Annotated in this window: 23 protein-coding genes; 8 read left to right on the forward strand and 15 right to left on the reverse strand. The window is 73.5% G+C overall.

Annotation, left to right across the window (positions count from 1 at the left end; all coding sequences use genetic code 11):
• Positions 1-78 precede the first annotated feature (78 nt).
• The gene (locus FHR78_RS04145; RefSeq protein ID WP_166759695.1) at positions 79-2004 is read right to left on the reverse strand and encodes an ABC transporter ATP-binding protein; all 1926 of its coding nucleotides are present in this window, start codon (positions 2002-2004) and stop codon (positions 79-81) included.
• A 180-nt stretch (positions 2005-2184) separates the two neighbouring features.
• On the opposite strand from FHR78_RS04145, the gene FHR78_RS15545 reads away from it, so the two are divergent.
• Both FHR78_RS15545 and FHR78_RS04155 read left to right on the forward strand, forming a co-directional pair.
• A complete protein-coding gene (locus FHR78_RS15545; protein ID WP_166759211.1) occupies positions 2185-3783 on the forward strand; it encodes a LuxR C-terminal-related transcriptional regulator in 1599 nt (532 codons plus the stop codon).
• A 130-nt stretch (positions 3784-3913) separates the two neighbouring features.
• On the forward strand, positions 3914-5350 hold the full coding sequence (locus tag FHR78_RS04155; RefSeq protein ID WP_166759212.1) for an amino acid permease: 1437 nt from the start codon (positions 3914-3916) through the stop codon (positions 5348-5350).
• A gap of 173 nt (positions 5351-5523) precedes the next feature.
• On the opposite strand, the gene rplL is transcribed toward FHR78_RS04155, so the two are convergent.
• Both rplL and rplJ read right to left on the reverse strand, forming a co-directional pair.
• A complete protein-coding gene (gene rplL, locus FHR78_RS04160; protein ID WP_166759213.1) occupies positions 5524-5907 on the reverse strand; it encodes a 50S ribosomal protein L7/L12 in 384 nt (127 codons plus the stop codon).
• Between the two features lie 51 nt (positions 5908-5958).
• A complete protein-coding gene (rplJ, locus tag FHR78_RS04165; protein ID WP_166759214.1) occupies positions 5959-6474 on the reverse strand; it encodes a 50S ribosomal protein L10 in 516 nt (171 codons plus the stop codon).
• A 612-nt stretch (positions 6475-7086) separates the two neighbouring features.
• Here rplJ and FHR78_RS04170 point away from each other — a divergent pair.
• Positions 7087-8115 (forward strand): hypothetical protein, encoded by a 1029-nt coding sequence (locus tag FHR78_RS04170; RefSeq protein ID WP_166759215.1) that lies wholly within the window; start codon positions 7087-7089, stop codon positions 8113-8115.
• Between the two features lie 257 nt (positions 8116-8372).
• On the opposite strand, the gene FHR78_RS15550 is transcribed toward FHR78_RS04170, so the two are convergent.
• Positions 8373-9920, reverse strand: a complete 1548-nt coding sequence (locus FHR78_RS15550) for a sensor histidine kinase (RefSeq protein WP_347878040.1) — start codon at positions 9918-9920, stop codon at positions 8373-8375.
• On the reverse strand, positions 9917-10663 hold the full coding sequence (locus FHR78_RS04180) for a response regulator (protein WP_166759216.1): 747 nt from the start codon (positions 10661-10663) through the stop codon (positions 9917-9919). Before FHR78_RS04180 ends, FHR78_RS15550 begins: the two co-directional genes overlap by 4 nt.
• Positions 10664-10832: 169 nt before the next feature.
• Here FHR78_RS04180 and FHR78_RS04185 point away from each other — a divergent pair, with 169 nt between their 5' ends.
• Entirely contained in the window at positions 10833-12350 is a 1518-nt protein-coding gene (locus FHR78_RS04185) for an ABC transporter permease (protein WP_166759217.1), read from the forward strand.
• An 83-nt stretch (positions 12351-12433) separates the two neighbouring features.
• Entirely contained in the window at positions 12434-13114 is a 681-nt protein-coding gene (locus FHR78_RS04190) for an ABC transporter ATP-binding protein (RefSeq protein WP_166759697.1), read from the forward strand.
• 28 nt (positions 13115-13142) lie between these two features.
• Here FHR78_RS04190 and FHR78_RS04195 read toward each other — a convergent pair whose 3' ends face one another.
• The 8 genes from FHR78_RS04195 to FHR78_RS04230 all read right to left on the reverse strand — a co-directional run bounded on the left by FHR78_RS04195 (position 13143) and on the right by FHR78_RS04230 (position 21855).
• Positions 13143-14108 carry a PD40 domain-containing protein gene (locus FHR78_RS04195; protein ID WP_166759218.1) on the reverse strand — a complete coding sequence of 322 codons (966 nt, stop codon included), beginning with the start codon at positions 14106-14108 and terminating at the stop codon, positions 13143-13145.
• A 147-nt stretch (positions 14109-14255) separates the two neighbouring features.
• Complete coding sequence (locus FHR78_RS04200; protein ID WP_166759219.1) at positions 14256-15269, reverse strand: sugar phosphate isomerase/epimerase family protein; 1014 nt, start codon at positions 15267-15269, stop codon at positions 14256-14258.
• 68 nt (positions 15270-15337) lie between these two features.
• On the reverse strand, positions 15338-16504 hold the full coding sequence (locus tag FHR78_RS04205; protein WP_432207141.1) for a Gfo/Idh/MocA family protein: 1167 nt from the start codon (positions 16502-16504) through the stop codon (positions 15338-15340).
• Between the two features lie 42 nt (positions 16505-16546).
• Entirely contained in the window at positions 16547-17386 is an 840-nt protein-coding gene (locus FHR78_RS04210) for a carbohydrate ABC transporter permease (RefSeq protein ID WP_166759220.1), read from the reverse strand.
• On the reverse strand, positions 17379-18377 hold the full coding sequence (locus tag FHR78_RS04215) for a carbohydrate ABC transporter permease (RefSeq protein WP_166759221.1): 999 nt from the start codon (positions 18375-18377) through the stop codon (positions 17379-17381). The genes FHR78_RS04210 and FHR78_RS04215 overlap by 8 nt, the downstream gene beginning before the upstream one ends.
• An 88-nt stretch (positions 18378-18465) precedes the next feature.
• Positions 18466-19794, reverse strand: coding sequence for an ABC transporter substrate-binding protein (locus FHR78_RS04220; RefSeq protein ID WP_166759222.1), 1329 nt, complete (start codon positions 19792-19794; stop codon positions 18466-18468).
• Between the two features lie 172 nt (positions 19795-19966).
• Positions 19967-21121 (reverse strand): Gfo/Idh/MocA family protein, encoded by a 1155-nt coding sequence (locus tag FHR78_RS04225; protein WP_166759223.1) that lies wholly within the window; start codon positions 21119-21121, stop codon positions 19967-19969.
• Positions 21118-21855: a TIM barrel protein gene (locus FHR78_RS04230; protein ID WP_166759224.1), complete on the reverse strand. Its 738-nt coding sequence runs from the start codon at positions 21853-21855 to the stop codon at positions 21118-21120. The genes FHR78_RS04225 and FHR78_RS04230 overlap by 4 nt, the downstream gene beginning before the upstream one ends.
• 174 nt (positions 21856-22029) lie before the next feature.
• Here FHR78_RS04230 and FHR78_RS04235 point away from each other — a divergent pair, with 174 nt between their 5' ends.
• Positions 22030-23220: an ROK family transcriptional regulator gene (locus tag FHR78_RS04235; RefSeq protein WP_166759225.1), complete on the forward strand. Its 1191-nt coding sequence runs from the start codon at positions 22030-22032 to the stop codon at positions 23218-23220.
• Between the two features lie 143 nt (positions 23221-23363).
• Positions 23364-24074: a YqaJ viral recombinase family protein gene (locus FHR78_RS04240; protein WP_243862005.1), complete on the forward strand. Its 711-nt coding sequence runs from the start codon at positions 23364-23366 to the stop codon at positions 24072-24074.
• On the opposite strand, the gene FHR78_RS04245 is transcribed toward FHR78_RS04240, so the two are convergent.
• Positions 24056-24730 (reverse strand): Pr6Pr family membrane protein, encoded by a 675-nt coding sequence (locus FHR78_RS04245; RefSeq protein ID WP_166759226.1) that lies wholly within the window; start codon positions 24728-24730, stop codon positions 24056-24058. The two genes, FHR78_RS04240 and FHR78_RS04245, sit on opposite strands and share 19 nt — an antisense overlap.
• A gap of 122 nt (positions 24731-24852) precedes the next feature.
• Between FHR78_RS04245 and FHR78_RS04250 the strand changes: the two genes are divergently transcribed.
• Positions 24853-25818, forward strand: coding sequence for an NADP-dependent oxidoreductase (locus tag FHR78_RS04250; RefSeq protein ID WP_243862006.1), 966 nt, complete (start codon positions 24853-24855; stop codon positions 25816-25818).
• Positions 25819-25849: 31 nt separating this feature from the next.
• Here FHR78_RS04250 and FHR78_RS04255 read toward each other — a convergent pair whose 3' ends face one another.
• Positions 25850-26395, reverse strand: a complete 546-nt coding sequence (locus FHR78_RS04255) for a GNAT family N-acetyltransferase (RefSeq protein ID WP_166759227.1) — start codon at positions 26393-26395, stop codon at positions 25850-25852.
• Between the last annotated feature and the right edge of the window lie 21 nt (positions 26396-26416).

Here is a 26416-nt window from a genome sequence, read left to right on the forward strand (position 1 = left end):
ACCCCGTGCACGATCCGTCACGAGTTCGTCACACGCGATGTCCCCCGAGCGAGTCCCGAGCCGCCGAGGAGGCGCCCGTCACGTCGTCGAGGCCACCTGCTGCCCGTAGAGGTCGGCGTACACGCCGCCGAGGGCGACGAGCTCGTCGTGCGTGCCGCGCTCGACGATGCGGCCGGCCGCGACGACGAAGACGACGTCCGCGTGGCGCACCGTCGAGAGGCGGTGGGCGATGGCGATCGTCGTACGCCCCCTCGCGGCCGTGTCCAGCGCCTCCTGCACGACCCGCTCGGACACGGTGTCGAGCGCGCTCGTCGCCTCGTCGAGCACGAGCACCGCCGGGTCCTTCAGCAGCACGCGCGCGATCGCGATGCGCTGCTTCTCGCCGCCCGACAGGCGGTAGCCCCGCTCGCCGACGACCGTGTCGTAGCCGTCGGGGAACGACGCGATGGTCTCGTGGATGTTGGCCTGCCGTGCCGCCTCGAACAGCTGCTCGTCCGTGGCGTCGGGCCGCGCGTACCGCAGGTTGTCGCCGATGGTGGCGTGGAACAGGTAGGTCTCCTGGCTGACGATCCCGATGTTCTCGATCAGCGACTCCTGCCGCAGGTCGCGGACGTCGGTGCCGGCGAACCGGACGCTGCCGCCCGTCGCCTCGTAGAACCGCGGGATGAGGTACGACACCGTGGTCTTGCCCGCGCCGCTCGGCCCGACGAACGCCGCGAACTGGCCGGGCTCGATGTCGAACGAGACCCCGCGCAGGGTGCGCTGGCCGGGCTCGGCGTCGGGGTAGGCGAACTCGACCTCGTCGAACTCGACGCGGCCGAGCTGCGCCTCGTCGACGGGACGCGACCCCCCGCTGTCGGTGATCGCGGGGCGCAGGTCGAGGTACTCGAAGATGCGGGCGAAGAGCGCCCCCGAGGTCTGCAGGTCGAGGGCCACCCGGAGGAGCCCCATCAGCGGGAACGTCAGTCGCGCCTGCACCGTGGTGAAGGCCACGATGGTGCCGGCCGTGACGGGCACGTCGCGCAGGATGAGCCAGGCGGCCACGAGGTAGATCAGGGCCGGGATGACCGAGAGGAAGATCTGCACGACGGCGAAGAACCACTGCCCGCTCATCTGCTGGCGCACCTGCAGCCCGATCTGGGTGCGGTTCTCGGCCGAGTAGCGCTCGACCTCGCTGCGCTGCTGGTTGAAGCTCTTGGCGAGCAGGATGCCGCTGACGCTCAGGGCCTCCTGGGTGATCGCCGTCATGTCCGACAGCGACTCCTGCGTCTTCGTGGCGATGCGCGCCCTGACCTGGCCGACGCGGCGCTGGGCGACGACGAGCAGCGGCAGCAGGACGACCGTGACGACGGTCATCTGCCAGCTGAGCACGAGCATCGACACGAACGCCGCGATGACGGTGACCGTGTTGCCGAGCACGCTCGAGATCGTGTTGCTGAGCACGTTGGCCACGCCGCCGACGTCGTTCTGCAGTCGTGACTGGATGACCCCGGTCTTCGTCCGGGTGAAGAAGGCGAGCTCCATGCGCTGCAGGTGCCCGAACAGCCGGATGCGGAGCGCGCCCATGACGCTGTTGCCGACCGTGGCCGTGAGGTACGTCTGCCAGACGCCGATCCCGGCCGAGAGCACCCAGAGGCCGATCATCGCGCCGACGAGCTCGAGCAGCACCGGCACGTCCGGCCCGCCCGCGGGGAACAGGCCGCGGTCGAAGGCCTGCTTCGTCAGCAGCGGGGGCGCCACGCTGACGGCCGCCCCGACGAGCACGAGCACGACCGTGACGACGAGCGCACGACGGTGCGGCGAGAAGAGCCCACGGATTCGCCGCAGCAGGTCGGGCACCTTCGGGGCCGCCGCGTTGGCGGCGCGCTGGGCCGCCGCGTCGCCGCTGGACACCCGGCCGCCGCGACCGCCCACGGGGGCGCCGCCCCCGCCGCCCGATCCCCCCCGACCACCGCCTCCTGCGCCGCCGCCCCGCATGCCGCCGCCCGACGCGACGGAGTCCATCCTGCTCATGCACCGAGGCTACGCCCGCGGCGTGTCCCCCCACTCCTGGGGCAATCTGTCCGGCAGGCGGGCAGACGGGAACAACGCTCATTTATGCTGGGTCCAGGGTGGCTGACCACACCCTGACGCCGCATTCCCCTACCCGACAGGGGAACTACCCGATGCGGCAGAGGTAGGACCGTGCGCACCCTAGACGATGCATCACCCGACCCGACCGGGGTCGAGCTCCAGCCCGCCGACGCGCGGGCCTCACTCGACGCCATCGAGCAGGCCTGGACGCAGATAGCCCCGCTGCAGGGCGCCCGCCTGCGCGAGGCCGTCCGCTCGACCCCCGAAGAACAGTGGAGCGGCCGGCCGCTCATCCTGCTGGCCCTGGCCGCGAGCTACCGCTCCGTCGGCTCCCGGTCGCGCAGCGCCGCCCTGCCGTGGTTCCGCGGCGTGGCCAAGGCCATCGACGCCGACCCCGACCTCTCGCTCGAGGTGCGCGCCGGCTACCACGTGCACCTCGGCGCCGCCCTGCGCACCCTGGGCAACCTCGTCGTCGCCCACGAGCACCTCGAGGTCGCGCGCACCCTCATCGAGAACGACCTCTCGGAGTCGATCACGGCGCGCATCGGGCTGAGCGCCTCCTTCTCGCTGCAGATCGGGCTGATCCGGCTGCACTACGGCGAGTACGACCAGGCGCAGTTCGCCCTCGGCCTCGCGTCCGGCCTCGCCGAGGAGCACCTCAGCATCGCCGAGCGCGTCGAGTGCCTCTCGGCGCTCGCCTACGTCGCCGTCCTGCTCGGCGAGTTCACGCTCGCCGACGAGCACCTCGAGCGCGTCGGCGAGCTGGCCGAGGGGACCGAGCTGCTGACGAGCTCGTTCGGCGCGCTCGGCAGGATCGCCCGGCTGCACCTCGCGCTCGAGCGCGACGAGTCGCCCGGGGGCCACGACGCCCTCCTCGCCGACGTGCACCTCGCCGCCCGGGGCAGCGACTGGGAGGCGCTCGGCTGGTTCGCCGAGGCGGCCGTGCTGCTCGCCCAGGGCCGCTCGATCGAGGTGCTCGACCACCTCGGCCGCATCTCGCGCCTCGTGCGCGGGTTCACGGGCGAGGTCGTCGTCGCCCGGGCCGCCACGACGGTCCGCGCCGAGACCATGCTCCAGCTCGGCCAGCCGCAGGAGGCGCGGCGACTCGCCCAGCCCCTCTCGCCCGGCGACCGCCACATCGAGTGCCCCGCCCGCGTGCTCGCCCTCATCCACCTGTCCACCGGCGAGGCCCAGGCGGCGCTCGCCGACCTCGAGCCCTGCCTCGCCCTCGGCGACCTGCACTCGGAGCGGACCGTCGGGCACGTGCACGCCGTCGCCGCAGCCTCGCACCTCGCCCTCGGCGACACCGCCCAGGCCGACATCGCCTTCGACCGCGCGCTGCTCGAGGCAGGGACCTCGGGCGCCGCCTGGGTGTTCCGCACCCTGCCCGAGCCCCTGCTCGACCACCTCGTGGCACGCGCCGTGCAGCGCGAGCAGCCGCCCCTCTCCCAGGGCGTGCTGGCCCGGCTGCACTCGGTCGACGGACCGGGCGTGCCCCCGTTGGCCGAGCCGCTCAGCGACCGGGAGCTCGTCATCGTGCGGCACCTGGCGACCGGCCAGACGCTCGGCCAGATCGGCGGCCAGCTGTTCATCTCGGTGAACACGGTGAAGAGCCACGTGCGGAGCATCTACCGCAAGCTGCAGGCCTCGTCCCGACGCGAGGCGATCGCCCGGGTGCGCCAGCTCGGGCTGCACGTCGACGACGACTGACCCGGCCGGTCGGCGAGGGGCCGCGGCCGGTCGGCCCGCGGAGTCGGCCGGACGGGCGACCGGGTCGGCCGGACGGCCTGCGACCGCGGCCGGTTGGCCGTCGGGGGTGGCCGACCGATAGCCTCTCGCGGTGCACGACGACCTCTCCCCTGCCCCCTCCCGCCCCTCGCTCGGCACCCAGCTGCTGCGTCGCAAGCCGCTCGAGGCGTTCGCCCGCGAGGCCGAGGCGGGCGACGGCCGGGGCCTGCGCCGCACCCTCGGCGTCTGGCACCTGACGGCCATCAGCATCGGGGCGACGCTCGGCACCGGCATCCTCGTCGTGCTCGGCACGGCCGTCCCCCTCGCGGGCCCCGCCGTCTGGATGGCCTTCGTGCTCGCCGGCGTCGCCGCCCTGCTGTCGGCGCTCTCGTACGCCGAGATGGCCGGCAGCGTGCCGGTGTCCGGCTCGAGCTACAGCTACGCCTACGCGACCCTCGGCGAGGGCGTCGCCTGGGTCTGCGGCTGGTGCCTCGTGCTCGAGTACGCGGTGTCCGTCGCCGCCGTCGCGGTGGGCGCCGGGCAGTACGTCGACGAGGCGCTGCGGGTCTTCGGCCTGTCGCTGCCCGACGTCGTGGCCGGGCCTCCCGCCGAGGGCGGCCTGCTCAACCTGCCGGCCGCGGCCCTCGTCGTGCTCGCCACGCTCGTCCTCGTGCCCGGCGCCCGCGAGAGCGCGTGGGTGAACACCGTGCTCGTCGTCGTCAAGGTCGGCCTGCTGGTGTTCTTCGTCGCCGTCGCGTTCACGGCCTTCAGCTCGGGCAACTTCGAGCCCCTCGCCCCGATGGGCGCGGCAGGGGTGTCGGCCGCCGCCTCCCGCCTGTTCTTCTCGTACATCGGCTTCGACGCCGCGTCCACCGCCGGCGAGGAGGCGCGGGACGCCAAGCGGGACCTGCCCCGGGCGATCGTCGCCTCGATCGTCATCATCACGGTGCTGTACATCCTGGTGGCCGTGGCCGCGGTCGGCGCACGGCCGTGGCAGGACTTCACCGACGGCGAGGCGACCCTCGTCACGATCGTGGCCGACATCACCGGCCAGCCGTGGGTGGCGTTCCTCTTCGCGGTGACGGCCGTCGCGGCCATCGCCTCCGTCGTGCTCACCGTGCTCTACGGGCAGACGCGCATCTTCCTGTCGATGGCCCGCGACGGGCTCGTGCCGTCGGTGCTGGGCCGGGTGTCGCCGCGGACGCACACGCCGGTGGCCGGCACGCTGATCGTCGGCGGCGCGGTCGCCGTGACGGCGGCGTTCATCCCGCTCGGCGCCCTGGCCGACGCCACGAGCATCGGCACGCTCTTCGCGTTCGCGCTCGTCAACCTCGCGGTGATCTGGCTGCGCCGCAACCGGCCCGAGCTCGAGCGCACGTTCCGCGTGCCGCTGTACCCGGTGGTGCCGCTGCTCGGCTTCGCGACCTGCGTGCTGCTGATGGTGACGCTCGGCTGGGTGACTTGGGCCGCGTTCGCCGTGTGGATGGTCGTCGGCGTGGCCGTCTACGCCTTCTACGGACGCCGCCACTCGGTCGTCGCCCGCGGCTGACGCCGCCCTCGGGCCCGTCGCCGTGCGGCGAGCACCGCCCGCCGCGCCTCGCGGGCCCGTTGCCGTGCGGCGGGCACCGCCCCCGGGAACGACGAAGGCGCCGCTCCCCGTGGGGAGCAGCGCCTCCGGCGTACTGTGCGACCGAGGTCGCGTGGGGCCTGCGGCCCCGGGGACTACTTGAGGGTGACGGTGGCGCCGGCGGCCTCGAGCTGGGCCTTGGCCTTCTCGGCGGCCTCCTTGTTGGCGCCCTCGAGGACGGTGCTGGGGGCACCGTCGACGACGGCCTTCGCCTCGCCGAGGCCGAGGCTCGTGAGCGCGCGGACCTCCTTGATGACCTGGATCTTCTTGTCGCCGGCGGCCTCGAGGACGACGTCGAAGCTGTCCTTCTCCTCGACCTCCTCGGCGGGGGCGGCGGGGCCGGCGGCACCGGCAGCGGCCACGGGGGCAGCAGCGGTGACCTCGAAGACCTCTTCGAACTTCTTCACGAAGTCGCTGAGCTCGATGAGCGTGAGCTCCTTGAAGGCCTCGATCAGTTCGTCCTGCGTGAGCTTCGCCATGGTGTTCTCCTTGTTGTGTTCTGTAAGTGGTGGTGGTTGCTGCGACAGCTGTTAGCTGTCGGCTTCCTGCTTCGCGCGCAGCGCCTCGACCGTGCGGACGGCCTGCGACAGCGGAGCGTTGAACAGGTAAGCAGCGCCGAACAGCGAGGCCTTGAAGGCGCCGGCCAGCTTGCCCAGCAGCACCTCCCGCGACTCGAGGTCGGCGAGCTTGGTGACCTCGGCCGCGGTCAGGGCGTTACCGTCGAAGTAACCGCCCTTCACGATCAGCGCGGGGTGTGCCTTGGCGAAGTCACGCATGCTCTTGGCGACGGCGACAGGGTCTCCGTGCACGAAGGCGATCGCAGAAGGTCCGACGAGCTCGTCGTCGAACGAGCTGATGCCGGCGTTGTTCGCCGCGATCTTGCTGAGCGTGTTCTTCACCACGGCGTACGTCGCGTCTGCACTGATGGAGGTGCGGAGCTCCTTGAGCTCTGCCACAGTGAGACCGCGGTACTCGGTGAGCAGAACGGCGGTCGAGCTACGGAAGTTCTCCGTGAGCTCGGCGACCGATGCTTCCTTGTTCGCCATGGCTCTCCTAAAACGTGGGTGTGCCGGCAGCCCCCGGGCACTCGCTCACGTCTCGTCCGAGGACGGGGCATGGAAAAAGCTCCGGCGCTGGCGCACGGAGCTGGATCTCGCAGAAGCGAGGAACGACTTCACACACCTGCGCTGGTCGCTCTCTCTCGAGAACCTTCGGTCTCTGTCGTCGGCACGTGAGTGCGAGCAGACAGGGACAACCGGCGGTCTTGGGCTGGGATCAGACTAGACGCAGGAGGCGCGCGCGCGCAAGTCGCGCCTCCTGCGGTCGTCCCGCCCCTCACCTCCCGCGCACCGCCCCTCCCCTGCTCCCCGTCTCTGCGCCCCGTCCCCGTGCCCCGTGCGTCTTCCCTCGCACCCCGGAGTGGGGGGGGGGGCCCCCCCCCACCCGGGGGGGGGGGGGGCGCCCGGGGGGGGGGGGGGGGGGGGGGGGGCGGGCCCCCCCCCCCCCCCCCCGCCCCCCCCCCCCCCCCCCACTCCGGGGTGCGGGGGTGGGGACGAGCCCGGCTCGCCTCTCCCCCCGAGGCGGGCCCGCGACCGTCTCGGCCCACAGGAGGCGCCCCGCTCCCCCGCAGGACGACCTGCCTCGACGATCGTGGCGGCATGGCAGATCCCGATCCCCTCACCGTCCCGTTGCTCTTCGCCGCCACGCACGGTGCGCAGTCGCACGAGGCCCGCGCCCTCCGCCGGGCCGTCGCCGCCGGCGCCGTCGTCCGGGTGCGCCGGGGCGTGTTCACGGCGGTGCCGGTCTGGGGCGCGCTCGACGCCCGCGGCCGACTCGTCGTGCGGACGCGGGCCGTGGTGCTCGGCTCCGCCCGCGTGGTGGCGTCGCACGGGAGCGCCGTGGCGCTGCACGACCTGCCCGCCGTCCGGCAGGCCGCGGACCGGGTCAGCGTCGTCGACCCCGGTCGGACGACGACGAAGGTCACGCCGACGCTGCGGACCCGTCCCGGCCCGCTCCGCGACGAGGAGGTGGTGGCCCTGTCGGGCGTCCGGGTCACCGGCCTCGAGCGCACCGCCGTCGACGTCGCCGGGACCGCGCCGTTCGCCGACGCCGTGATGTGCGTCGACGCGGTGCTCCGTCGACTGGTCCTGCCGCGGGGCCACCGGACCGGGGTCGAGGTCGACGCCGAGCTCGACCGGCACCGCGCTCGCCTCCTCGCCGCGGTCGGCGAGGGACACGGGCCGGGCCAGGTGGCCGCCCGTCGTGCGATCGCCTTCGCGTCGCCGTGGGCCGAGAACGGCGGGGAGTCGCTGGTCCGCGTCGCGCTGCACGAGCTGGGCGTCCCGGCTCCCGAGCTGCAGCGCGAGTTCGTCGTCGCCTCGGGCACCGTCCGGTGCGACTTCTACGATCCCTCCCGCCTGGCCGTGTTCGAGTTCGACGGCTTCGTGAAGTACGCGGACGCCGCCCTGCGGGGCGGGCGGACGCCGGCCGAGGTGGTGCGCGACGAGAAGCGTCGTGAGGCCGAGCTGCTCGAACGGCCCGACGTGCGGACGGTCGTGCGCGTCGAGTACCGCGACGTGGTCGATCCGCGTCGGCTGGCCCGGCTGCTGGGCCGGGCTGGCGTCCCCGTCGACCCGCGGCGCGTGACGGCGGCGGCGCGGGCCGCGCGCCTCCGCTTCGCGGCCTGACGCCGCCCCGCACCCCGCGCGCGCCAGCCCCGCACCCCGCGCGCGCTCGCCCCGCACCCCGAAGTGGACGATGAACCCCGAAACGACGGGGTGCATCGTCCACTTCGGGGTTCATGAGCAGCGCGCAGGTGCCGCGGCCGCACGCAGGGGCGGCAGCCCCGGGCGGGTGCGGCGGCGGGCGGGAGCGGGGAGGGGCGGGCGGGCGGGCGCGGCGGGAGCGGGGAGGGGCGGCAGGTGCGGCGGCAGCCGGGGGCACGTCAGGCGCGGTCGAGGGGCAGCCGCACGGTGAACACGGCCCCGGCGTCGCTGCTGTCGACCGAGACGGAGCCCCCGTGGGCGTGCGCCACGGCCTCGACGATGGCGAGCCCGAGCCCGGTCGAGCCGGCCTTGCGCGACCGCGAGCTGTCGGCCCGGGCGAAGCGCTCGAACAGCACCGGCAGCACCGCGGGGTCGATGCCCGGGCCCTCGTCGGCGACGGTGACGACGGCGCAGCGCGCCGCCTCGTCGACCGAGAGGCCCACGTGCACCGGGGTGCGCTCGGGCGTGTGCGTGCGCGAGTTGGTGAGCAGGTTGGCGACGATCTGGTGCAGGCGCATGGCGTCGCCCGGCACGACGACGGGCTCGTCGGGCAGGACGACGTCGACGTCGTGGGTCGGGTCGGCGACAGCCGCGTCGTTGACCGCGTCGAGCACCACCCGGGTCAGGTCGACGTCGGCCACGACGACGTCGCGGCCCTCGTCGAGGCGGGCGAGCAGCAGCAGGTCCTCGACGAGCGAGGTCATGCGCACCGACTCCGACTCGATGCGGCCCATCGCGTAGACCACGTCGTCGGGCAGGCCCGCGCCCATCCGGCGCGTCAGCTCGGCGTAGCCGCGCACCGACGCCAGGGGCGTGCGCAGCTCGTGCGAGGCGTCCGCGACGAACTGCCGCACCTTGTTCTCGCTCCGCTGCCGCGCCTCCAGCGCCGCCGCGACGTGGCCGAGCATGTGGTTGAGCGACGCGCCCACCCGGCCGACCTCGGTGCGCGTGTCGGTGTCCTGGTCGTCGACCCGTTCGGCGAGGGCGACCTCGCCGCGGTCGAGCGGCAGCTCGGCGACGCGCAGCGCCGTGTCGGACATGCGCTCGAGGGGCAGCAGGGCACGGCGCACGACCGCGTAGGCGATGAGGATGGCGACGACGAGGCCGAGCAGCGTCACGAGGGCGATCGACACGATCATGCCGGTGACCGTGCGGGTCACGCTGTCGGTCGGCAGGCCGACGACGAGGTAGCCGGACGAGACGGTGCCGCCGCTCGGCGACGTGAGCGTCACGGGGACGGCCTCGACGCGGTAGCCGCCGAGGTCGGAGCCGAGCGACACCGTGACCGGCCCGCCCGCGTCGGGCACGGTCGCCAGCGCCGAGGTGATCTCGTCGGTCAGCGGATCCTCGAGCTCGCCGGCCTCGGTCACCGTGAAGGCCTGCTGCACGACGTCGCCGACGAGCACGGCGGTGAACGTGCCCGGCGCCTGGCGGGGAGCGCCGAGGTCGTCCGCGTCGGGGCTCAGGCTCGGCCGCCCCGACGAGCCGCCGACGGAGGCGGCGGCCACGGCCCGCCCGGTCGCGCTCGCGAGGTCGTCGTCGAGCTGGCGCATCAGCGACCCGCGGAGCGCCACCACGCTCACCGTGCCGATGACGACGGTGAGCAGCACGACGATGGCCACGATGCTGAGGATCAGCCGGTTGCGCAGCGTGAGGGGGGCGGAGGCGCGGGGCACGCGCCCGAGGAGCCCGCCCGGGCGGGACCGGCCGGGAGCGGCCGCGCTCACGACGTGGGCTTGATGACGTAGCCCACGCCGCGCACGGTGTGGATCATCGCCTCTTCTCCCGCGTCGATCTTCTTGCGGAGGTACGAGATGTAGATCTCGACGACGCTCGACTTGCCGCCGAAGTCGTAGCTCCAGACCCGGTCGAGGATCTGCGCCTTGCTCAGCACCCGTCGCGGGTTGCGCATCAGGAACCGCAGCAGCTCGAACTCGGTCGCGGTGAGCTCGACCTCGCGGCCGCCGCGGTGCACCTCGTAGCTCTCCTCGTCGAGCACGAGGTCGCCCACGACGATGCGGCTGTCCCCGGCCTCGCTGACGGCCGAGGCTGAGCGGCGGATGAGCCCGCGCAGCCGCGCGACGACCTCCTCGAGGGAGAACGGCTTCGTCACGTAGTCGTCGCCGCCGGCCGTGAGGCCCGAGACCCTGTCCTCGACGGAGTCCTTGGCGGTGAGGAACAGGATGGGCGTGTCGTCGCCGCCGGCACGCAGCCGGCCCAGCACCTGGATGCCGTCGATGTCGGGCAGCATCCAGTCGAGCACGATGGCGTCGGGCTGGAACTCACGGGCCAGCGCGAGCGCCCCCTGACCGTCGGCGGCGGCCTTGACGTCCCACCCCTCGTAGCGCAGGGCCATCGAGAGGAGGTCGGTGAGGCTGTTCTCGTCGTCGACGACGAGGACGCGGAGGGGCGAGCCGTCGGCCCGGGTGAGTCGGGGAGCCGGTGCGGGGGTGGGGGTCGTCGTGGTCACGCACTCAGCTTCGAGCCGGTTCCTATGAACGGACTGTGCCGCACCGATGCGTCAGCTGCGGATGCCTCATAGGGACTTCATCGACGGCCCATCGGCTGCTGCGAGGACGCCTCCCTAGCGTCGCCTCCGTCCCGATCCCCCGGATCCCCCCTGCACCGAGGAGACCCCCTTGTTCCTGACCTACCTGTTCCGAGAGCTGAGCAACAGACGCAGGCAGACCGTCGTCGTCGCGGCGGGCATCGCCCTCGCCATCGCCCTCGTCATCGTCGTGAGCGGCGTCGCGGCCGGCGTGCGGAACGCCCAGTCGTCCGTGCTCCAGTCCGTCTACGGCGTCGGCACCGACATCACGATCACCCAGGCCGCCGAGCCCGGCGACGGCGGGCCCGGCCAGCAGTTCGCCTTCGGCTCGGGCGACGGCACCACCACCGACGACGGCAGCACCGAGGTCGCCCAGAGCACCCTCACGGCCGCCCGCGGCACGGCGACGTTCGACTCGTCCGCCCTGGCCACGGTGCAGGGCGTCGACGGCGTCTCCGCCGCGACGGCCACCCTGAGCCTGCAGTCCTCGACCTTCTCGGGCACGCTGCCCGACTTCTCCCAGGGCACAGGAGGCGCGGGCACCGACGGCGCGACCGGCGACGGCACCGGCACGGGCACCCCGCCCGCGCCTCCCACCGGCGGTGCCGACGGCGCCGGCGGCAGCTCGTTCGACGTCGACCAGTTCTCGGTCACGGGCCTCGACCCCGCCGCCGACGCCGTCGGTCCGCTGACCAGCGCGTCGGTCGTCGACGGCCGCGGCCTCGCCGCGGACGACGCCGGCGCCGACGTGGTCGTGCTCGACCAGACGTACGCGACCGGGGCCGACCTCGCCGTCGGCGACACCCTCGCCGTCGGCGGCACCGACCTCTCGGTCGTGGGGATCGTCGCGTCCACCTCGTCCGACGCGGCCACCGCCTCCGACGCCTACGTGCCCCTCGACCCGGCGCAGGCCCTCAGCGGGCTGACCGACCAGGTCAGCGACGTGTACGTCACCGCGGCGAGCGCGAGCGACGTCGACGCCCTCGCGGCGGACCTCGAGACGGCGCTGCCCGACGCCACGGTGAGCACGCAGTCCGAGCTCGCGTCGAGCGTGTCCGGGTCGCTGTCGACCGCCTCCGACCTGGTCGCGAAGCTCGGCACCTGGCTGTCGGTGATCGTGCTCGCCGCGGCGTTCCTCATCGCGATCCTGTTCACCGTGTCCGGCGTCGGCCGACGCACCCGCGAGTTCGGCACCCTCAAGGCCCTCGGCTGGAGCGACGGCCGCATCTCCCGCCAGGTGGCCGGCGAGTCGCTCGTGCAGGGCCTCGTGGGCGGTCTCGTCGGCGTGGCCGTCGGCCTCGTCGGCCTGCTCGTCGTCAACGCGGTCGCGCCGACCCTGACCGCGGCGGCGACCACCGCGGCGGCCGGGCCGGGAGCCGCCGGTGCGGGCGCGGCCGCCGGCGCAGGAGGCGGCGCCCCGACCGGGGGCGGCCCCGGCCAGCAGATGGTGCAGGCCACGACGGACGTCGTGCTGCACGCGCCCGTGACGGTCTCGGTCGTGCTGCTCGCCGTCGGGCTGGCGCTCGTCGGCGGACTGCTCGCCGGCGCCGTGGGCAGCTGGCGCGCGTCGCGCCTCCGCCCGGCCGAGGCGCTGCGGAGCGTCGCGTGACCGGGGCGGACGCCGCCGCGACCCACCCGACCACCGCGACCGACACCACCCACCCGACCACCGCCTCCGGAGGCAGCTCCCCCATGTACACGCTCACCGCCGTCACCAAGACCTACGCCCAGAAGAAGCGCACCGTGACCGCCCTCGACGGGGTCGACCTCGAGATCCCGGCCGGGCAGATGGTCGCGATCCAGGGGCCGACCGGCGGGGGCAAGTCGACGCTGCTGCAGATGCTCGGCGCGCTCGACCGGCCGACGAGCGGCACCGTGCGGCTCGGCGACGCCGACCTCTCGACGGCGGGCGACCGCGCGCTGGCCGCCGTGCGGGCCCGCGAGATCGGCTTCGTGTTCCAGGGGTTCAACCTGATCCCGACGCTCACGGCGGCCGAGAACGTCGAGACCGCGTTCGCCGACGCGTCGACCCCCCGGGCCGAGCGGCGGTCACGGGCGACGGAGGCGCTGGCCGCGGTCGGGCTCGCGGAGCGGGCGGACCACCTGCCGGGCGAGCTCTCCGGGGGCCAGCAGCAGCGGGTCGCGATCGCGCGCGCCCTGGTCGGGCAGCCGACGGTGCTGCTCGCCGACGAGCCCACCGGGTCGCTCGACGAGGCCACGCGCGACGAGATCATGGACCTGCTCGAGTCCGTCTGGCGCGACCGCGGGCTCACGCTCGTGATCGTCACCCACGACTCGGCCGTGGCCCGGCGCGCCCAGCGCCGCCTGCGGATCGCGGGCGGCACGGTGACCGAGCTGCAGCCCGCCGCGTGACGACCGGGCCGGGCTCGACGCGTGCCGATCAGCCGCGCGGGTAGTCGACGCAGGCGAAGCGCGTCGAGTCCGGCGCCCAGCACGGCACGTTGACGGTGCCCTGCCCGCCGAGCAGCCGCAGCACGTCGCGCGGCCGCTCGCCCGGCGTCGGCAGCCCGTCGGCGCCGAGCGGCAGGGTGCGCAGCACGACGTCGTGGTCCTCGGGGTGGCCGAGGGTGCCCGCCGGGTAGGCCAGCCAGAGCAGGGTCGACCCGTCGGGCGACACGTGCGGGAACCAGTCGACGAACTCGTCGTCGGTCACCTGCACGAGCCCCTCGCCGTCGACCCCGACGCGGAACAGCTGCGCGTGGCCCGCGACCCCGCCGGAGGCCCGCTCCGAGTTGAACCACAGCCACCGCCCGTCGGGCGAGAACTCGGCGCCGTCGTCGGGGTGCCCGTCGGCGGTGACGTCGGTGGCGGTGCCGTCGGCCACCGAGACCAGCGCGACGTTCGTCCGCCACCGGGCCCGCGCCTCCTCGGATCCGGGGTCGGCGACCGGGTCGGGCAGGGCGCCGACGACGACGCTGAGCGTCGCGCCGTCGGGCGAGACGCCGTGCAGGTAGTTCTTGTGGGCGCGGCCCTCGGGGTGCGGGCGCGTCACGCGGCGGGCGGCTCCCCCGGTCTCGACGCCGTCCCACGGCACCTCGTAGAGGTGGCCGTCGCGGCCGCTCACGAACACGCTGCCCTGGTCGGGCGCGACGACGTGGTCGTTGTTGATCTCGGGCACGTCGCCCATCGGCACCGGCACGAGGGCGGTCTCGTCGACGCCGCGGGCGTCGGCGGGCAAGCGCCAGAGCAGCCCGTCGGCGTTGACGACGAGCCACCGGCCGTCGGGGCTCCAGTTCGGCGCCTCGACGAGCACCGTCGCGCTCTCGAGCACGACCTCGGCGGTGCCGGCGGCAGGGTCGACGACGAGCAGGCGGCTCGTCTGTCCGGGCTGGAGGGTGCGGGGCACGGGGGTCTCTCTTCTCGTCGTCCAGGAACGGGGGCGGGCTGGTTCCTGACCGGTGCACGGTTCAGGACGCCGCCTCCTCGCCTCGCGCCGCCTCAGGACGGATGTTCCTGAACGGGGAGAGCAGCGGGGCGGGGGGCAGGGCGGGGGCTACTGGTTCGAGAAGGCGGAGTCGAAGGAGGCGGCGGGCCGCGGCCAGAGCAGCGAGCGCACGTGCGCCAGCGCCTCGGGCGCACCGTGCAGGCGGTCCATGCCGGCGTCCTCCCACTCGATCGAGATCGGGCCGTCGTAGCCGATCGAGTCGAGGGTGCGGAACGCGGACTCCCAGTCGACGTCGCCGTGGCCGGTCGAGACGAAGTCCCAGCCGCGCCGCGGGTCGCCCCAGGGCAGGTGCGAGCCGAGCACGCCGGCCCGGCCGCCGCCCGGGCGGATGCGCGTGTCCTTGCAGTCGACGTGGTAGATGCGGTCGGCGAAGTCGACGATGAAGCCGATCGTGTCGACGCCCTGCCAGAGCATGTGCGACGGGTCCCAGTTGAAGCCGAAGGAGGCGCGGTGCCCGATGGCCTCGACGGCCCGGACGCTCGTCCAGTGGTCGTAGGCGATCTCGGACGGGTGCACCTCGTGGGCGAAGCGCACCCCCTCGCCGTCGAACACGTCGAGGATCGGGTCCCAGCGGCGGGCGAAGTCCTCGTAGCCGGCGTCGATGACGCTCTCGGGCACGGGCGGGAACATCGCCACGTAGGGCCAGATCGACGAGCCGGTGAACCCGACGACCGTGTCGACGCCCATGCGGCGGGCGACCCGGGCGGCCCGCTTCATGTCCTCCGCGGCGCGCCGACGGACGCCCTCGGGGTCGCCGTCGCCCCACGTGCTCGGCCGCACGATCGCCTGGTGCCGGAAGTCGATGGGGTCGTCGCAGACCGCCTGCCCGGTGAGGTGGTTCGAGATGGCCCAGACGCCGAGCCCGTGGCGGTCGAGCACGTCGAGGCGGCTGCGCAGGTACGCGTCGTCCTCGTCGGCCCGCTCGAGGTCGAGGTGGTCGCCCGACGCGGCGATCTCGAGGCCGTCGTAGCCCCACCCCGCGGCGAGCGCCGCGACCTCCTCGAACGGCAGGTCGGCCCACTGGCCGGTGAACAGCGTGACGGGGTGCGAGCTCTCGCCCATGCGTGCCTCTCTCGTCGGCGGTGCGCCGGAGCCCGGCGCACCTCCATCCTGTCCCACGCGGCGGTCGCTCACGTGGGCACGTCGACCCAGCGCCGCTCGGCGGCGGCGAGCAGGACACTCTCGGTGACGACGACGGCCCGGCGACCGTCGTCGAAGCGGGGCAGCCCCTCCGGCTCGCCGCCGCGCACGGCGTCGTGCACGTCGCGGACGAACGCGGTGAAGGCGTCGAGGTAGCCCATCGGGTGGCCGGCGGGCAGCGTCGACAGGCGGGCGGCGTCGGGGGCGAGCAGCGCGGCGTCCCGCGGCACGACCACCGAGCCGAGCCGACGCCCGACCCAGAGCCGGTCGGGCTCCTCCTGCGAGAACTCGAGGCTCTCGGCCGTGCCGGCGACGTCGACGAGGAGGCGGTTCTTGCGTCCCGGCGCCACCTGCGACACGAAGACGGTCCCGATCGCCCCCGCGGTCGTGCGGAAGACGACGCCCGCCTCGTCCTCGGTGTCGACGGCCCGGCCGCCGCGCACGTCGTGGACGCGGTCGAGGACGGCCGACACGCTCGCGATCCGGTCGCCGAGCACGAACTCGAGCAGGTCGACGAGGTGGCTGCCGATGTCGGCGAAGGCCCGCGAGGGCCCGCCCGCGGCCGAGTCGACGCGCCAGTCGACGTCGTCGACCTCGAGCAGCCAGTCCTGCAGGTAGCTGCCGCGGACGCTGAGCACGCGGCCGGTGGCTCCCGAGGCCACCCTGGCCCGCGCCTCCCGCACCATCGGGTGGTACCGGTAGACGAAGGGCACCGCGGCGACCGTGCCCGCGGCGGCGGCCGCCCGGACGAGGGCGTCCGCCTCGACGGCCGAGACCGCGAGGGGCTTCTCGCAGACGACGTGCTTGCCCGCGGCCAGCGCGGCGAGGGCCAGCTCGGCGTGCACAGAGTTCGGGGCGCAGACGTGCACGACGTCGACGCCGGGGTCGTCGAGCAGGTCCTGCACGCTCTCGTGCGCGGTGGCGACGCCGAGGGCGTCCGCCGCGCGGGCGGCGCTGTCCGGGCCGGACGACGCCACCGCGACCACGTGGGCCCCCGCGGCCCGCGCGGCGGCGGTGTGCACGCGGCCCATGAAGCCGCCGCCCACGACGCCGACGCGGAGGGGCGCGACCCGGGCCGCGCCTCCCCCGGTCGTGGCCGAGGAGGCGCGCCTGCGGTCGGGCGCCACGGTCGCGGTCCCGGGCGGCGCCTCCCCCACGTCGGTCACGGCGATCCCGTCACTGCACCCGGTCCGGCGTCGTCACTTGACGGCGCCGGAGGACAGGCCGGTGATGAGGTGCTTCTGCACGAGCATGAACCCGATCAGCACCGGCAGCGACACGACGACCGAGGCGGCCATCAGCTGGTTCCAGTAGACGTCCTGCTGCGACGCGTAGGCCCGGAGCCCGATCGACAGGGTGCGGGTGTCCTTGCTCGTGAGCACCGAGGCGAAGAGCACCTCGCCCCAGGCCGTGATGAACGCGTAGACCGCGACGGCGATGATGCCGGGCTTGGCCACGGGGATGATCACGCGGAACAGGGCGCCGAGGCGGCCGGTGCCGTCGATCATCGAGGCCTCCTCGAGCTCCTTCGGGATCGAGGCGAAGTAGCCCGTCAGCATCCAGATCGAGAACGGCAGGCTGAACGTCATGTACGTGATGATCAGGCCCAGGTAGCTGCCCGTGAGCTGCACCCCGACCGTGCGCTGGATCTGCACGAAGATGAGGAACAGCGGCAGCAGGAACAGGATGCCGGGGAACATCTGGGTCGACAGCACGACCAGGCTGAAGCTGCGCTGCCCCCGGAACCGCAGGCGGGCCAGCGAGTACGCGGCCAGCACGGCCATCGCCACCGACAGGATCGTCGCCGACACCGTCACGATCAGGCTGTTCTTGAAGTACGACGCCAGGGGCACGGTCTGCCAGATCTGCACGTACGGCTCGAGGGTGACGCGCGAGGGGATCCAGGTGAAGAGCCCCTGCACGTCGGCCAGCGGCTTGATCGACGTCGTGAGCACCACGTACAGCGGCACGATCACGACGAGCGACAGGAACGCCAGCCCGAAGAAGCGGAAGACCTTGAAGCCACGTGTCTCAATCATCGTTCTGTTGCCCCTTCGGGAGGACCATGCGGATGTAGAACGCCGACGCGATCAGCAGCACGACCAGGAGCATCACGCTCATGGCGCCGCCGAGGCCGAAGTTCCAGTTGTTGAAGCTCTGCTGGTAGATCAACGGCGAGATGAGCGTCGCCTGCTCGGGCGACGCCGGGCCGAAGAGCACGTAGGGCACGTTGAACTGGTTGAAGATCCACAGGCTCATGATCAGCAGCAGCACCGCATTGGCCGGCTTGACCATCGGCAGGGTGATCTGCGTGAACTGCTTCCAGAGGCTGGCGCCGTCGAGGCTCGCGGCCTCGTAGACGTCGCCCGGGATGTTCTGCAGCGCGGCCAGCAGCATGAGGAACGCGAACGGCCAGAACTGCCACGCCGTGACGATGACGATGGCCCAGAACGAGTTGCCGCCGAGGAGCCAGAACGGACGGTCCTGGAGGATCCCCAGGTCGTCGACGAGGAACCGGTTGATGGCGCCGTCGCGCTGGTTGAACATGAAGGCCCAGGCGATCGTCCCGACGTAGGACGGCAGGGCGTACGGCACGAGGAACAGGGTGCGCAGCAGGCCGCGTCCCTTGAACGAGCTCGTGAGCAGCACCGCGCCGAGCATGCCCATGCTCCAGGCGATGGCGACGACGATGACGGTGAAGAGCAGGGTGCGGCCGAGGGCCCCGTAGAGCTGGCCGGCGATCGGCGAGCTCGGGTCGAGGGCCGTGACGAAGTTGCGCAGGCCCACGAAGGGCGCGTTGACCCAGTTGGCGATGCTGAGCTGGTTGAGCGTGATGAAGGCGATCCAGACGCCCAGCACCATCGGGACGATGTGGACGAGCAGCTCGGCCAGGGCCGCGGGCGCGACCAGGAAGTACGGCAGGAACGAGCGGTGCTTCTTGCGGGTCGCCGGCTCGAGCGGCGCCTGCTGGTGCGGGTCGGGCGCCGATTCCTTCTCGGCGGTGGCGGGGGGCAGAACGTTGACGGTCATGACGGTCCTCTCGGGCGGGGCAGGGGGGCCCGCCCGGCCGACAGCAGTGGGGCTGTCGACCGGACGGGTCCCCGCACGGTGGGACGGGCTACTGACCCGAGCTCATCTGGCTGTTCGCGTCCTCGAGGGCCGACTTCACGTCGGCCTCGCTGACGGAGCCGCCCTGGGCTGCGGTGGCGAGGAGGTCCTTGATCGCGGTGCCGACCAGGGTCTCCATCTGTCCCTCGGAGGGGTAGAGGGGCATGGGCTGGGCGTGGTCCTCGAGGATCGTCTGCTTCAGCTTGATGACGTCGGTCTGGAACGCCGGGTCGTCGTAGGCGGCCGTGACCACCGGCAGCGAGCCGAACGACTCGTTGAGGTACTTCTGCTCGTCGTCGCTCGTGAGGTGCTTGACGAAGTCGATCGCCGCCTCCTTGTTGCCCGAGTTCTCGAACACGCTGACGTTGATGCCGGCGACGTGGCTCTGCGTGCCCTCGAGGCCGGTGGCGTCGGCGGTCTCCATCGGCACGGGCGCGGCGGCGTAGTCGGTGAAGTCGCGCGACTTGAGGTTGTCGCCGGGGGCCTGGTCGAAGAACATCGCGGCCTGGCCGTCGGCGAACGTGGCGGCCATGTCGGCGCCGTTGACGCTCTCGGCGTCGGAGGGCGAGACCACCTTGTCGACGGCCATCAGGTCGACCCACTCCTTGACGCCGGCGACCACGCCGTCGTTGCCGAAGTCGGGGTTCCCGTCGTCGTCGTAGAGCGAGCCGCCGTTCTGCAGGCCGCGGACGAAGGCCTGGTGGGCGTTGTTCGAGATGCTCGACCCGGCCATGGTGACGCCCCACTGGTCGATCTGGCCGTCGCCGTCGGTGTCGACGGTCAGCTTCTTCGCGTCCTCGACGAACTCGTCCCAGGTCGCCGGGGGCTCGGCGATGCCCGCCGCCTCGAACATCGCGGTGTTGTAGTACAGCGAGTACGACAGGCCGTAGATCGGCACGGAGGTCGGGGCCTGGCCCTCGGCGCCGCCCGTGGCGAAGCTCGACTGGACGAAGCGGTCCTGGCCGCCGATCTGCTCGAGGGCGTCGCCCTCCCACGGCACGAACGCGCCGCTGGACTGCAGCGACACCGCCCACGTGTTGCCGATGTTGAGCACGTCGGGGCCCTCGCCGCTCGAGACGGCGGTGAGGATGCGGTTGTAGAGGTCGGACCACGGGATGACCTCGAGGTCGACCTCGATGCCCGTCTCGTCGGTGTAGCGGTCGATCGACTCCTGCAGGATCTCTGCGTCGCGCTCGACGGTCGGTGCCTGGTTGCTGGCCCAGTAGGTGATGGTCTGGTCGTCGCCGCTGCCGCCGGAGGCGGAACAGGCGGTCATCGACCCGACCGCGACGACGCCTGTGGCGAGGGCGGCGACCCAGCGGAACTTCTTCGTGTTCATGTCTTCTCCTGGTGTCTCTTCTTCGAGAGGTCTCTTCTTCGAGCGGGGGAAGTGCTGTCGTGCGGTGCTGCTGTGGTGGTGCGGTGCTGCGGGTGGTGCGGTGGGCGGGACGGGGAGGGGCGCGGGGCCCCGCGGCGGGCCGGCTCGTCGTCGAGGCCGGCCCGCCGACGGATCAGCGGAGGGTGGCGACCGACGGGTCCCAGTCCTCCGGCAGCTCGGGGGTCGCCTCGAGCGACGACTCGACCGCGACCGACTCGCCGCGCTCGGCGGACTCGGCCAGCGAGACCATGACGTCGAGCACGTGGAACGCCAGCTCGCCGGGGACCCGCTCGCGACGGCCCTCGCGGATCGCCTGGGCGAGCTCGGCCACGCCGGTGCCGCGGGTGAAGGTCGACCCCGAGGCGGGCACGACGGTCGGCTGCTCGCCGCCGGTGTGCACGACCGTGTCGCCCTCGAACTCGTTCGGGTCGGGGAACACGGCGGTGCCCTCGGTGCCCGCGATCTCGACGAAGCCGGCGCGGGCCAGCTTCGAGTCGAAGCTGAAGACGGCCTGCGCGCTCGCGCCGCTCTCGAACTGGATCAGCGCGCTGATGTGCGTCGGCACCTCGACCGGGAACTCGGTGCCCGCCTTCGGGCCCGAGCCGATGACGCGCGTCTCGCGGGCCTTCGAGGAGGTGGCGGTCACCTTCGCGACCGGGCCGAAGACCTGCACGAGGGTCGTGAGGTAGTACGGGCCCACGTCGAACATCGGCCCGGCGCCGTGGGCGAAGAGGAACTCGGGGCTCGGGTGCCACGACTCGGGCCCGGGCACCTGGAACAGGGCCAGGCCGGTGAGGGGCGTGCCGACGTCGCCGCGGCGGACGACGCGGAGCCCCGTCTGGATGCCCGCTCCGAGGAACGTGTCGGGAGCGACGGCGACCCGGACCCCCGCCTCCTCCGCGGCCCGGAGCAGCCGGGCGCCGCTCTCGCGGTCGAGCGCGTAGGGCTTCTCGCCCCAGACGTGCTTGCCCGCCGCGACGGCCTGCAGCGCGACGTCGACGTGGGCGGCCGGGATGGTCAGGTTGACGACGATCTCGACGCCGTCGTGGGCGAGCAGCTCGGCGACCGACCCGCTGCCGGGCACGCCCCACTTCTCGGCCTGCGCGGCGGCGCGGGGCTCGTCGATGTCGGCGACGAACAGCACCTCGAGGTCGGGGAACTGCGTGAGGTTGCCGAGGTACTGGTCGCTGATCACGCCGGCGCCGATGACGCCGACCCCGACCGGGCCGGTGCGGGCGTCGCGGGCGGCGACGGCGTCGGTGGTGACGCCGGTGGTGGTGTCGGTCATGCGCGGACTCCCTGGAGGTACTCGAAGCTGTCGGCGAGGGCGGTGAAGACGTCGCCGCGCGTGTCGTCGAGCTCGACGACGGCGAGGGCCTGCGGCGCGGCACGGAGGATGTCGCGCACCGGCATCACGCCCTTGCCGACGGCGACCTGCTCGGCGTCGTCCTTGCTCTTGGGGCCGTCCTTGACGTGCAGGAAGCGCACCTGGTCGCCCAGGCGGGCCAGCAGCTCGGCGGCGTCGACGCCGCCGACCTCGACCCAGTAGGTGTCGACCTCGAGCACGACGCCGGCCGGCAGGGCCGCGGCGAAGACCTCGAGGGCGGGGGTGCCGTCGATGACGGACTCGAGCTCGAACTCGTGGTTGTGGTAGCCGACGGTGAGCCCGTGCGCCGCGGCGGCGTCCGAGATGGCGACGAACTCGGCGGCGACGGCCTCGACGTCCTCGCGGGTGACCCAGCGGGTCTCGTCGACGTGCGGGTCGATGACGGTGCCGACGCCCAGGCGGACGGCCGCCTCGAAGATCGGCTCGAGGTCCTGGCCGACGAGCTTCGCGTGGGCGCTCGGCGCGGTGAGCCCCGCGGCGGCCAGCGCCTCGGCGTACTCGTCGACGCGCTCGACGAAGCCCCACGGCTCGACCTGCGTGTAGCCGATGTCGGCGAGCCGCTGGAGGGTGCCGGGCAGGTCGGCCGCGATGGCGTCCCTGACCGTGTAGAGCTGGACCGAGATCGGTGATGTCACCTGGGGGACTCCTCTTCGAGTGGGCGGACGCGGTGTCGCCGCCCCTCGCTCGGGGGTCGATCACCGCTGATCGTGACCGACCATAGGACCACTTCTGTCGGAGCGCAAGCAAAAGTCGTCACAGATCGGCGCCCTTGTCTCGGACGTCGCCCCGGGCTGTGCTTTACTGCTCCCATGTCCGACACGACGCGGCCCTCCGCGCTCGGCGGCACGGGGGCCAGCGAGCTCTTCCAGCTGCTGCGCGACGGTCGCCCGCGCACCCGGGCCGAGCTCGCCGCGATGACGGGCCTCGCCCGCTCGACCGTCGGCCTGCGCCTGGACGCCCTCACCGGGCTCGGCCTCGTCGGCCCCTTCGCCGACGCCGTCTCGACCGGCGGTCGCCCGCCCTCCCGCGTCGCGCTCGTGCCCTCGGCCCGGGTCGTGCTCGGGGCCGACTTCGGGGCCGGGCACCTCAACCTCGTGCTCACCGACCTCGTGGGCGAGGCCCTGACCGGGCGCCGCTCGCTGCTCGACATCGCCGACGGCCCCGAGGCCGTGCTGACGACCATGGTCGCCGAGGCCGACGCCCTCCTCGCCGAGCTGGGCCGCACCCGCCGCGACCTCATCGGCGTCGGGATCGGGCTGCCGGGCCCGGTGCAGTTCAGCACCGGCCGGCCCGTCGCGCCGCCGATCATGCCCGGCTGGGACGGCTTCGACGTGCCCGGCTGGGTGCGCGGCCACCTCGACGTCCCCGTGCTCGTCGACAACGACGTCAACATCATGGCCCTAGGCGAGCGCAGCTTCGCGTGGCCCGACGTCGACCACTTCCTCTTCGTCAAGGTGGCCACCGGCATCGGCTCCGGCATCATCTCGGGCGGTCGCCTGCAGCGCGGCGCGCAGGGCATCGCCGGCGACATCGGCCACGTGCAGGTGCCCCGCGGCGCGGGCATCCCCTGCCACTGCGGCAACGTCGGCTGCCTCGAGGCCGTCGCCTCGGGCCCGGCGATCGCCGCCGCCCTGCGCCGCGAGGGGATCGACGTGCCCGGCGGCGCCGAGGTCGTCGACCTCGTCCGCGCCGGCGACATCGCGGCCATCCAGGCCGTGCGCCAGGCCGGCCGCGACATCGGCGAGGTGCTCACGGCCTGCGTCAACATGATCAACCCCTCGACGATCGCCATCGGCGGCTCGATGGCCCAGGCCGGCGAGCACCTCATCGCGGGCGTGCGCGAGGTCGTCTACTCGCGGTCGATGCCCCTCGCCACCGAGCACCTCAGCATCGTGCAGTCGCGCTCGGGCGAGAAGGCCGCCGTGATCGGGGCGAGCATGCTGGCGATCCACCACGCCCTCTCCCCCGCGGCCATCGACGAGCTCGCCGCCGCGGTCTGACCCGTCGTCGCCCGGCCCGGGTCCGGCCCCCGGCCCCGGCCCCGGCCCCGGCACCGACAGGCACCGGCACCGGCCCCTTCACCGAGCCGACACGAGGAGGCGCCCTGTCGCGACCAGCCCCGCTCACGAGGGACAATGGAGGCATGTCCGTCGTCCAGCCCATGCTCTCGCTCTGGGACGACGACGAGACCCCCGCCGCGCCTCCCGTGCCTCGCCGTCCCGCGCACGAGCTGAGGGTGCTCGCCGACTCGACCGACCGCATCGCCTGGCTGCGGGCCCGCAGCCGCGGCATCACCGCCACCGACGTCGCCCGCCTCTCGAGCCCCCGTGCCGTCCAGGCCGTCGTGCTCGACAAGATGTACGGCAACGGCTTCGGCGGCAACGCGTACACCGACCACGGCCGTGCCCGCGAGCCCGAGATCGCCCGCTGGGTGCTGTCCGAGCACCGCATCGCGCCCAGCTCGAAGCTGTTCCACGCCCACGAGCAGCAGCGCCACCTCGCGACCCCCGACGGCGTCGCGGTCCGCGACGACGGCACCGTCGAGCTGTGCGAGATCAAGACCACGAAGAAGGCCTGGTCGAGCATCCCCCGCTCGTACCTGCGGCAGGTCTTCTGGCAGCAGTACGTCCTCGGGGCCGAGCGCACCCTCGTCGTGTGGGAGCAGCACCTCGACTTCGTGCCGCTCGACGCCGTGCCGCAGTGCCGCTGGGTCGACCGTGACGACGACGAGATCCACCGCCTCGTGGGGCTCGCCGACACCGTCCTCGACACGCTCGCCCGCCAGGCCCCCGTCGATCCGTTCGCGCCCGGCGTGCGGGCGTACGAGCCGCCGCCCTACGACCCGCTGCGCTGACGCCCCGCGGCCGCCTGCGCGGGCTCCGGCACGTCGACCCGCAGCACCCGGAGGCGGCTGACCGCGATCGCCCCCGCGCCGAGCGCCGCGATCACGACGGCGATCACCACGCACCAGATCGCCGCCCCGCCCGCACCGAGGCGCTCGACGTCGAGGAACGGGTACGGCACGAACGACGAGCCCCGCAGCAGCACGACGACGAGCCAGACGAGCGGGTACACGAGCAGCACCCCGAGGCGCCTCCACGCGACGGGCCGTCGGTCGCCGACGACGACCCAGTCGAGCAGCGCGAACAGCGGGACCCACCGGTGCAGCACGTCGTTCGACCACGCGACGTTGAACGAGTTGGCGAGCGCCGCGTCGACGAGCAACGTGTTGTAGACGATGCCCGTCGTGACCATGTACGTCGCGGCGGCCGCGCGCAGCAGGACGCTCCACCCGGGAGCGGGCCGACGGCGCAGCAGGAACACGGCGCCGACGACGAAGGCGACGGCGGCGACGAGGTTCGACTGGATCGTGAAGTAGCCGAAGAAGTTCGCGAACTGGTAGGTCGGGCTCTGCACGCTGCGCGCCAGCTGGGCCACGACGGCGACGACCACGGCGAGGGCCGCGAGCAGGCGCAGCACGGCGGGCACGACGGCGGGGACGGTTCTCATGCCGACACCGTAGCGAGGTTTCGCCAGACGGTGACACCCGTGAAACACGTGCGAATCATCCGCTGTCGACACTGGGGGGACGGTCGTCCCTGACGGACGACGCGGACGGACAGGGGAGCCCGATGACGCACACGACGATGCGTGCCATGGTGATCGAGAAGACGGGCGGGCCGGAGGTGCTGGTCGCGGCCGACGTGCCGAGGCCGTGCCGGGTGGGCTCGGACGTGCTGGTGAAGGTGCACGCGGCCGGAGTCGCCCGCGTCGACGCCGAGGCCCGCGCCGGCCGTGCCGACAGCGGCGGCGTCCGCTCCTGGCCCGCCGTGCTCGGCCACGACTTCAGCGGCGTCGTGGTCGAGGCGCCGTACGCGGCGCACCCGCTGCGCCCGGGCGACGAGGTGTTCGGCATGGCCGCGTTCCCGCACACGAACGGCACCTACGCCGAGTACATCAGCGTCCCGGCCACGTCGGTGGCCCGCAAGCCGGCGTCGCTCTCGCACGTCGAGGCGGCCGGCGTGCCGCTCGCCGCCCTGACGGCGTGGGGCATGGTCGTCGAGGTGGCCAAGGTGCACGAGGGCCAACGCGTGCTCGTGCAGGCGGGCGCCGGCGGCGTGGGCCACTTCGCCGTCCAGCTCGCCTCGTACTTCGGGGCGCACGTCGTCGCGACGGGCTCGCAGCGCAACAGCGGCTGGCTGCGCGACCTGGGCGCCGACGAGGTCGTCGACTACGGCTCGGCCGAGCTGGCGCGGTCCGTGCGCGACGTCGACGTCGTCATCGGCCTCGTGGACGACGACGACGTCGCCGAGCAGTCCCTGGCGGTCCTGCGACCGGGCGGGCTGGCCGTGCACGCGCCCACGCGGTCGTGGCGGACCTTCGCCGCGAAGGCCGAGGCGAGGGGCGTGCGCTCGACCGGCTTCGCGGTCTGCCCCGACGCCTCCACCCTCGGGGTCCTCTCGCGCCTGATCGAGTCGGGCGACCTGCGGGTGCACGTCGACGACATCTACGACCTCGCCGACGTCGCCGACGCGCACAGCCGGCTCGAGCAGAGCCACACCCGGGGCAAGCTCGTGCTGCGGGTCGCCGACGAGTGACCCCCGCGGCCGGCCCGGTGCGGTCGCCGGGCTAGAGGGCGCGGGCGAGCACGAAGTCGTCGTGCGTCTCGGCGCCCACGGTGAAGCGCTTCGTGCCGACGCGCTCGAACCCGTGCTTGGCGTAGAACCCCTGGGCGCGGGCGTTGAGCTGGTTGACGCCGAGCCAGATCGAGGAGGCGCCGGTCGCCTCGGCCGTCGCCAGCGTGGCCTCCATGAGCACCCGCGCCGCACCCTGCCCGTGGGCGGCCGGCACGACGTAGAACTTGCTCAGCTCCACCGTGGGGCGGGCCTCGACGGCGGCGGCCACGTCGGCGTCCGCGGGCTCGCCCGTGACGAGCAGGGCGTACCCGAGCAGCGCGTCGTCGGACCCGGCCTCGTCGTCGACGAGCACGAGCACGTGCCGCGCCGGGTCGGCGAGGTGCTCGTCGAAGCGCGCCTCGCTCAGCACCGTGGTGACGAACCGCGCGATGTCGACCAGCGACGTGCCGGGCGGGCAGGCGAGGGGGAACGTCAGGGCGGCGACGGAGGCGAGCGCCGGGGCGTCGGAGGCGGTGGCGGGGCGTGCGGTGACGGTCACCTGCCCATCGTGCCGCACCGG

It is taken from the genome of Frigoribacterium faeni, from assembly GCF_011761235.1.
GTDB classification, from domain to species: Bacteria; Actinomycetota; Actinomycetes; order Actinomycetales; family Microbacteriaceae; genus Frigoribacterium; species Frigoribacterium faeni_A.

Excerpts from the sequence above, each read along its gene's own strand:
- FHR78_RS04145 (WP_166759695.1), bottom strand. The coding sequence starts at position 2,004 with ATGGACTCCGTCGCGTCGGGCGGCGGCATGCGGGGCGGCGGCGCAGGA.
- FHR78_RS04245 (WP_166759226.1), bottom strand. The coding sequence starts at position 24,730 with ATGAGAACCGTCCCCGCCGTCGTGCCCGCCGTGCTGCGCCTGCTCGCG.
- FHR78_RS04200 (WP_166759219.1), bottom strand. The coding sequence starts at position 15,269 with ATGGGCGAGAGCTCGCACCCCGTCACGCTGTTCACCGGCCAGTGGGCC.
- FHR78_RS04250 (WP_243862006.1), top strand. The coding sequence starts at position 24,853 with ATGACGCACACGACGATGCGTGCCATGGTGATCGAGAAGACGGGCGGG.
- FHR78_RS04240 (WP_243862005.1), top strand. The coding sequence starts at position 23,364 with ATGTCCGTCGTCCAGCCCATGCTCTCGCTCTGGGACGACGACGAGACC.
- rplJ (WP_166759214.1), bottom strand. The coding sequence starts at position 6,474 with ATGGCGAACAAGGAAGCATCGGTCGCCGAGCTCACGGAGAACTTCCGT.
- FHR78_RS04210 (WP_166759220.1), bottom strand. The coding sequence starts at position 17,386 with ATGATTGAGACACGTGGCTTCAAGGTCTTCCGCTTCTTCGGGCTGGCG.
- FHR78_RS04220 (WP_166759222.1), bottom strand. The coding sequence starts at position 19,794 with ATGAACACGAAGAAGTTCCGCTGGGTCGCCGCCCTCGCCACAGGCGTC.
- FHR78_RS04170 (WP_166759215.1), top strand. The coding sequence starts at position 7,087 with ATGGCAGATCCCGATCCCCTCACCGTCCCGTTGCTCTTCGCCGCCACG.
- rplL (WP_166759213.1), bottom strand. The coding sequence starts at position 5,907 with ATGGCGAAGCTCACGCAGGACGAACTGATCGAGGCCTTCAAGGAGCTC.
- FHR78_RS04215 (WP_166759221.1), bottom strand. The coding sequence starts at position 18,377 with ATGACCGTCAACGTTCTGCCCCCCGCCACCGCCGAGAAGGAATCGGCG.
- FHR78_RS04225 (WP_166759223.1), bottom strand. The coding sequence starts at position 21,121 with ATGACCGACACCACCACCGGCGTCACCACCGACGCCGTCGCCGCCCGC.
- FHR78_RS04190 (WP_166759697.1), top strand. The coding sequence starts at position 12,434 with ATGTACACGCTCACCGCCGTCACCAAGACCTACGCCCAGAAGAAGCGC.
- FHR78_RS04235 (WP_166759225.1), top strand. The coding sequence starts at position 22,030 with ATGTCCGACACGACGCGGCCCTCCGCGCTCGGCGGCACGGGGGCCAGC.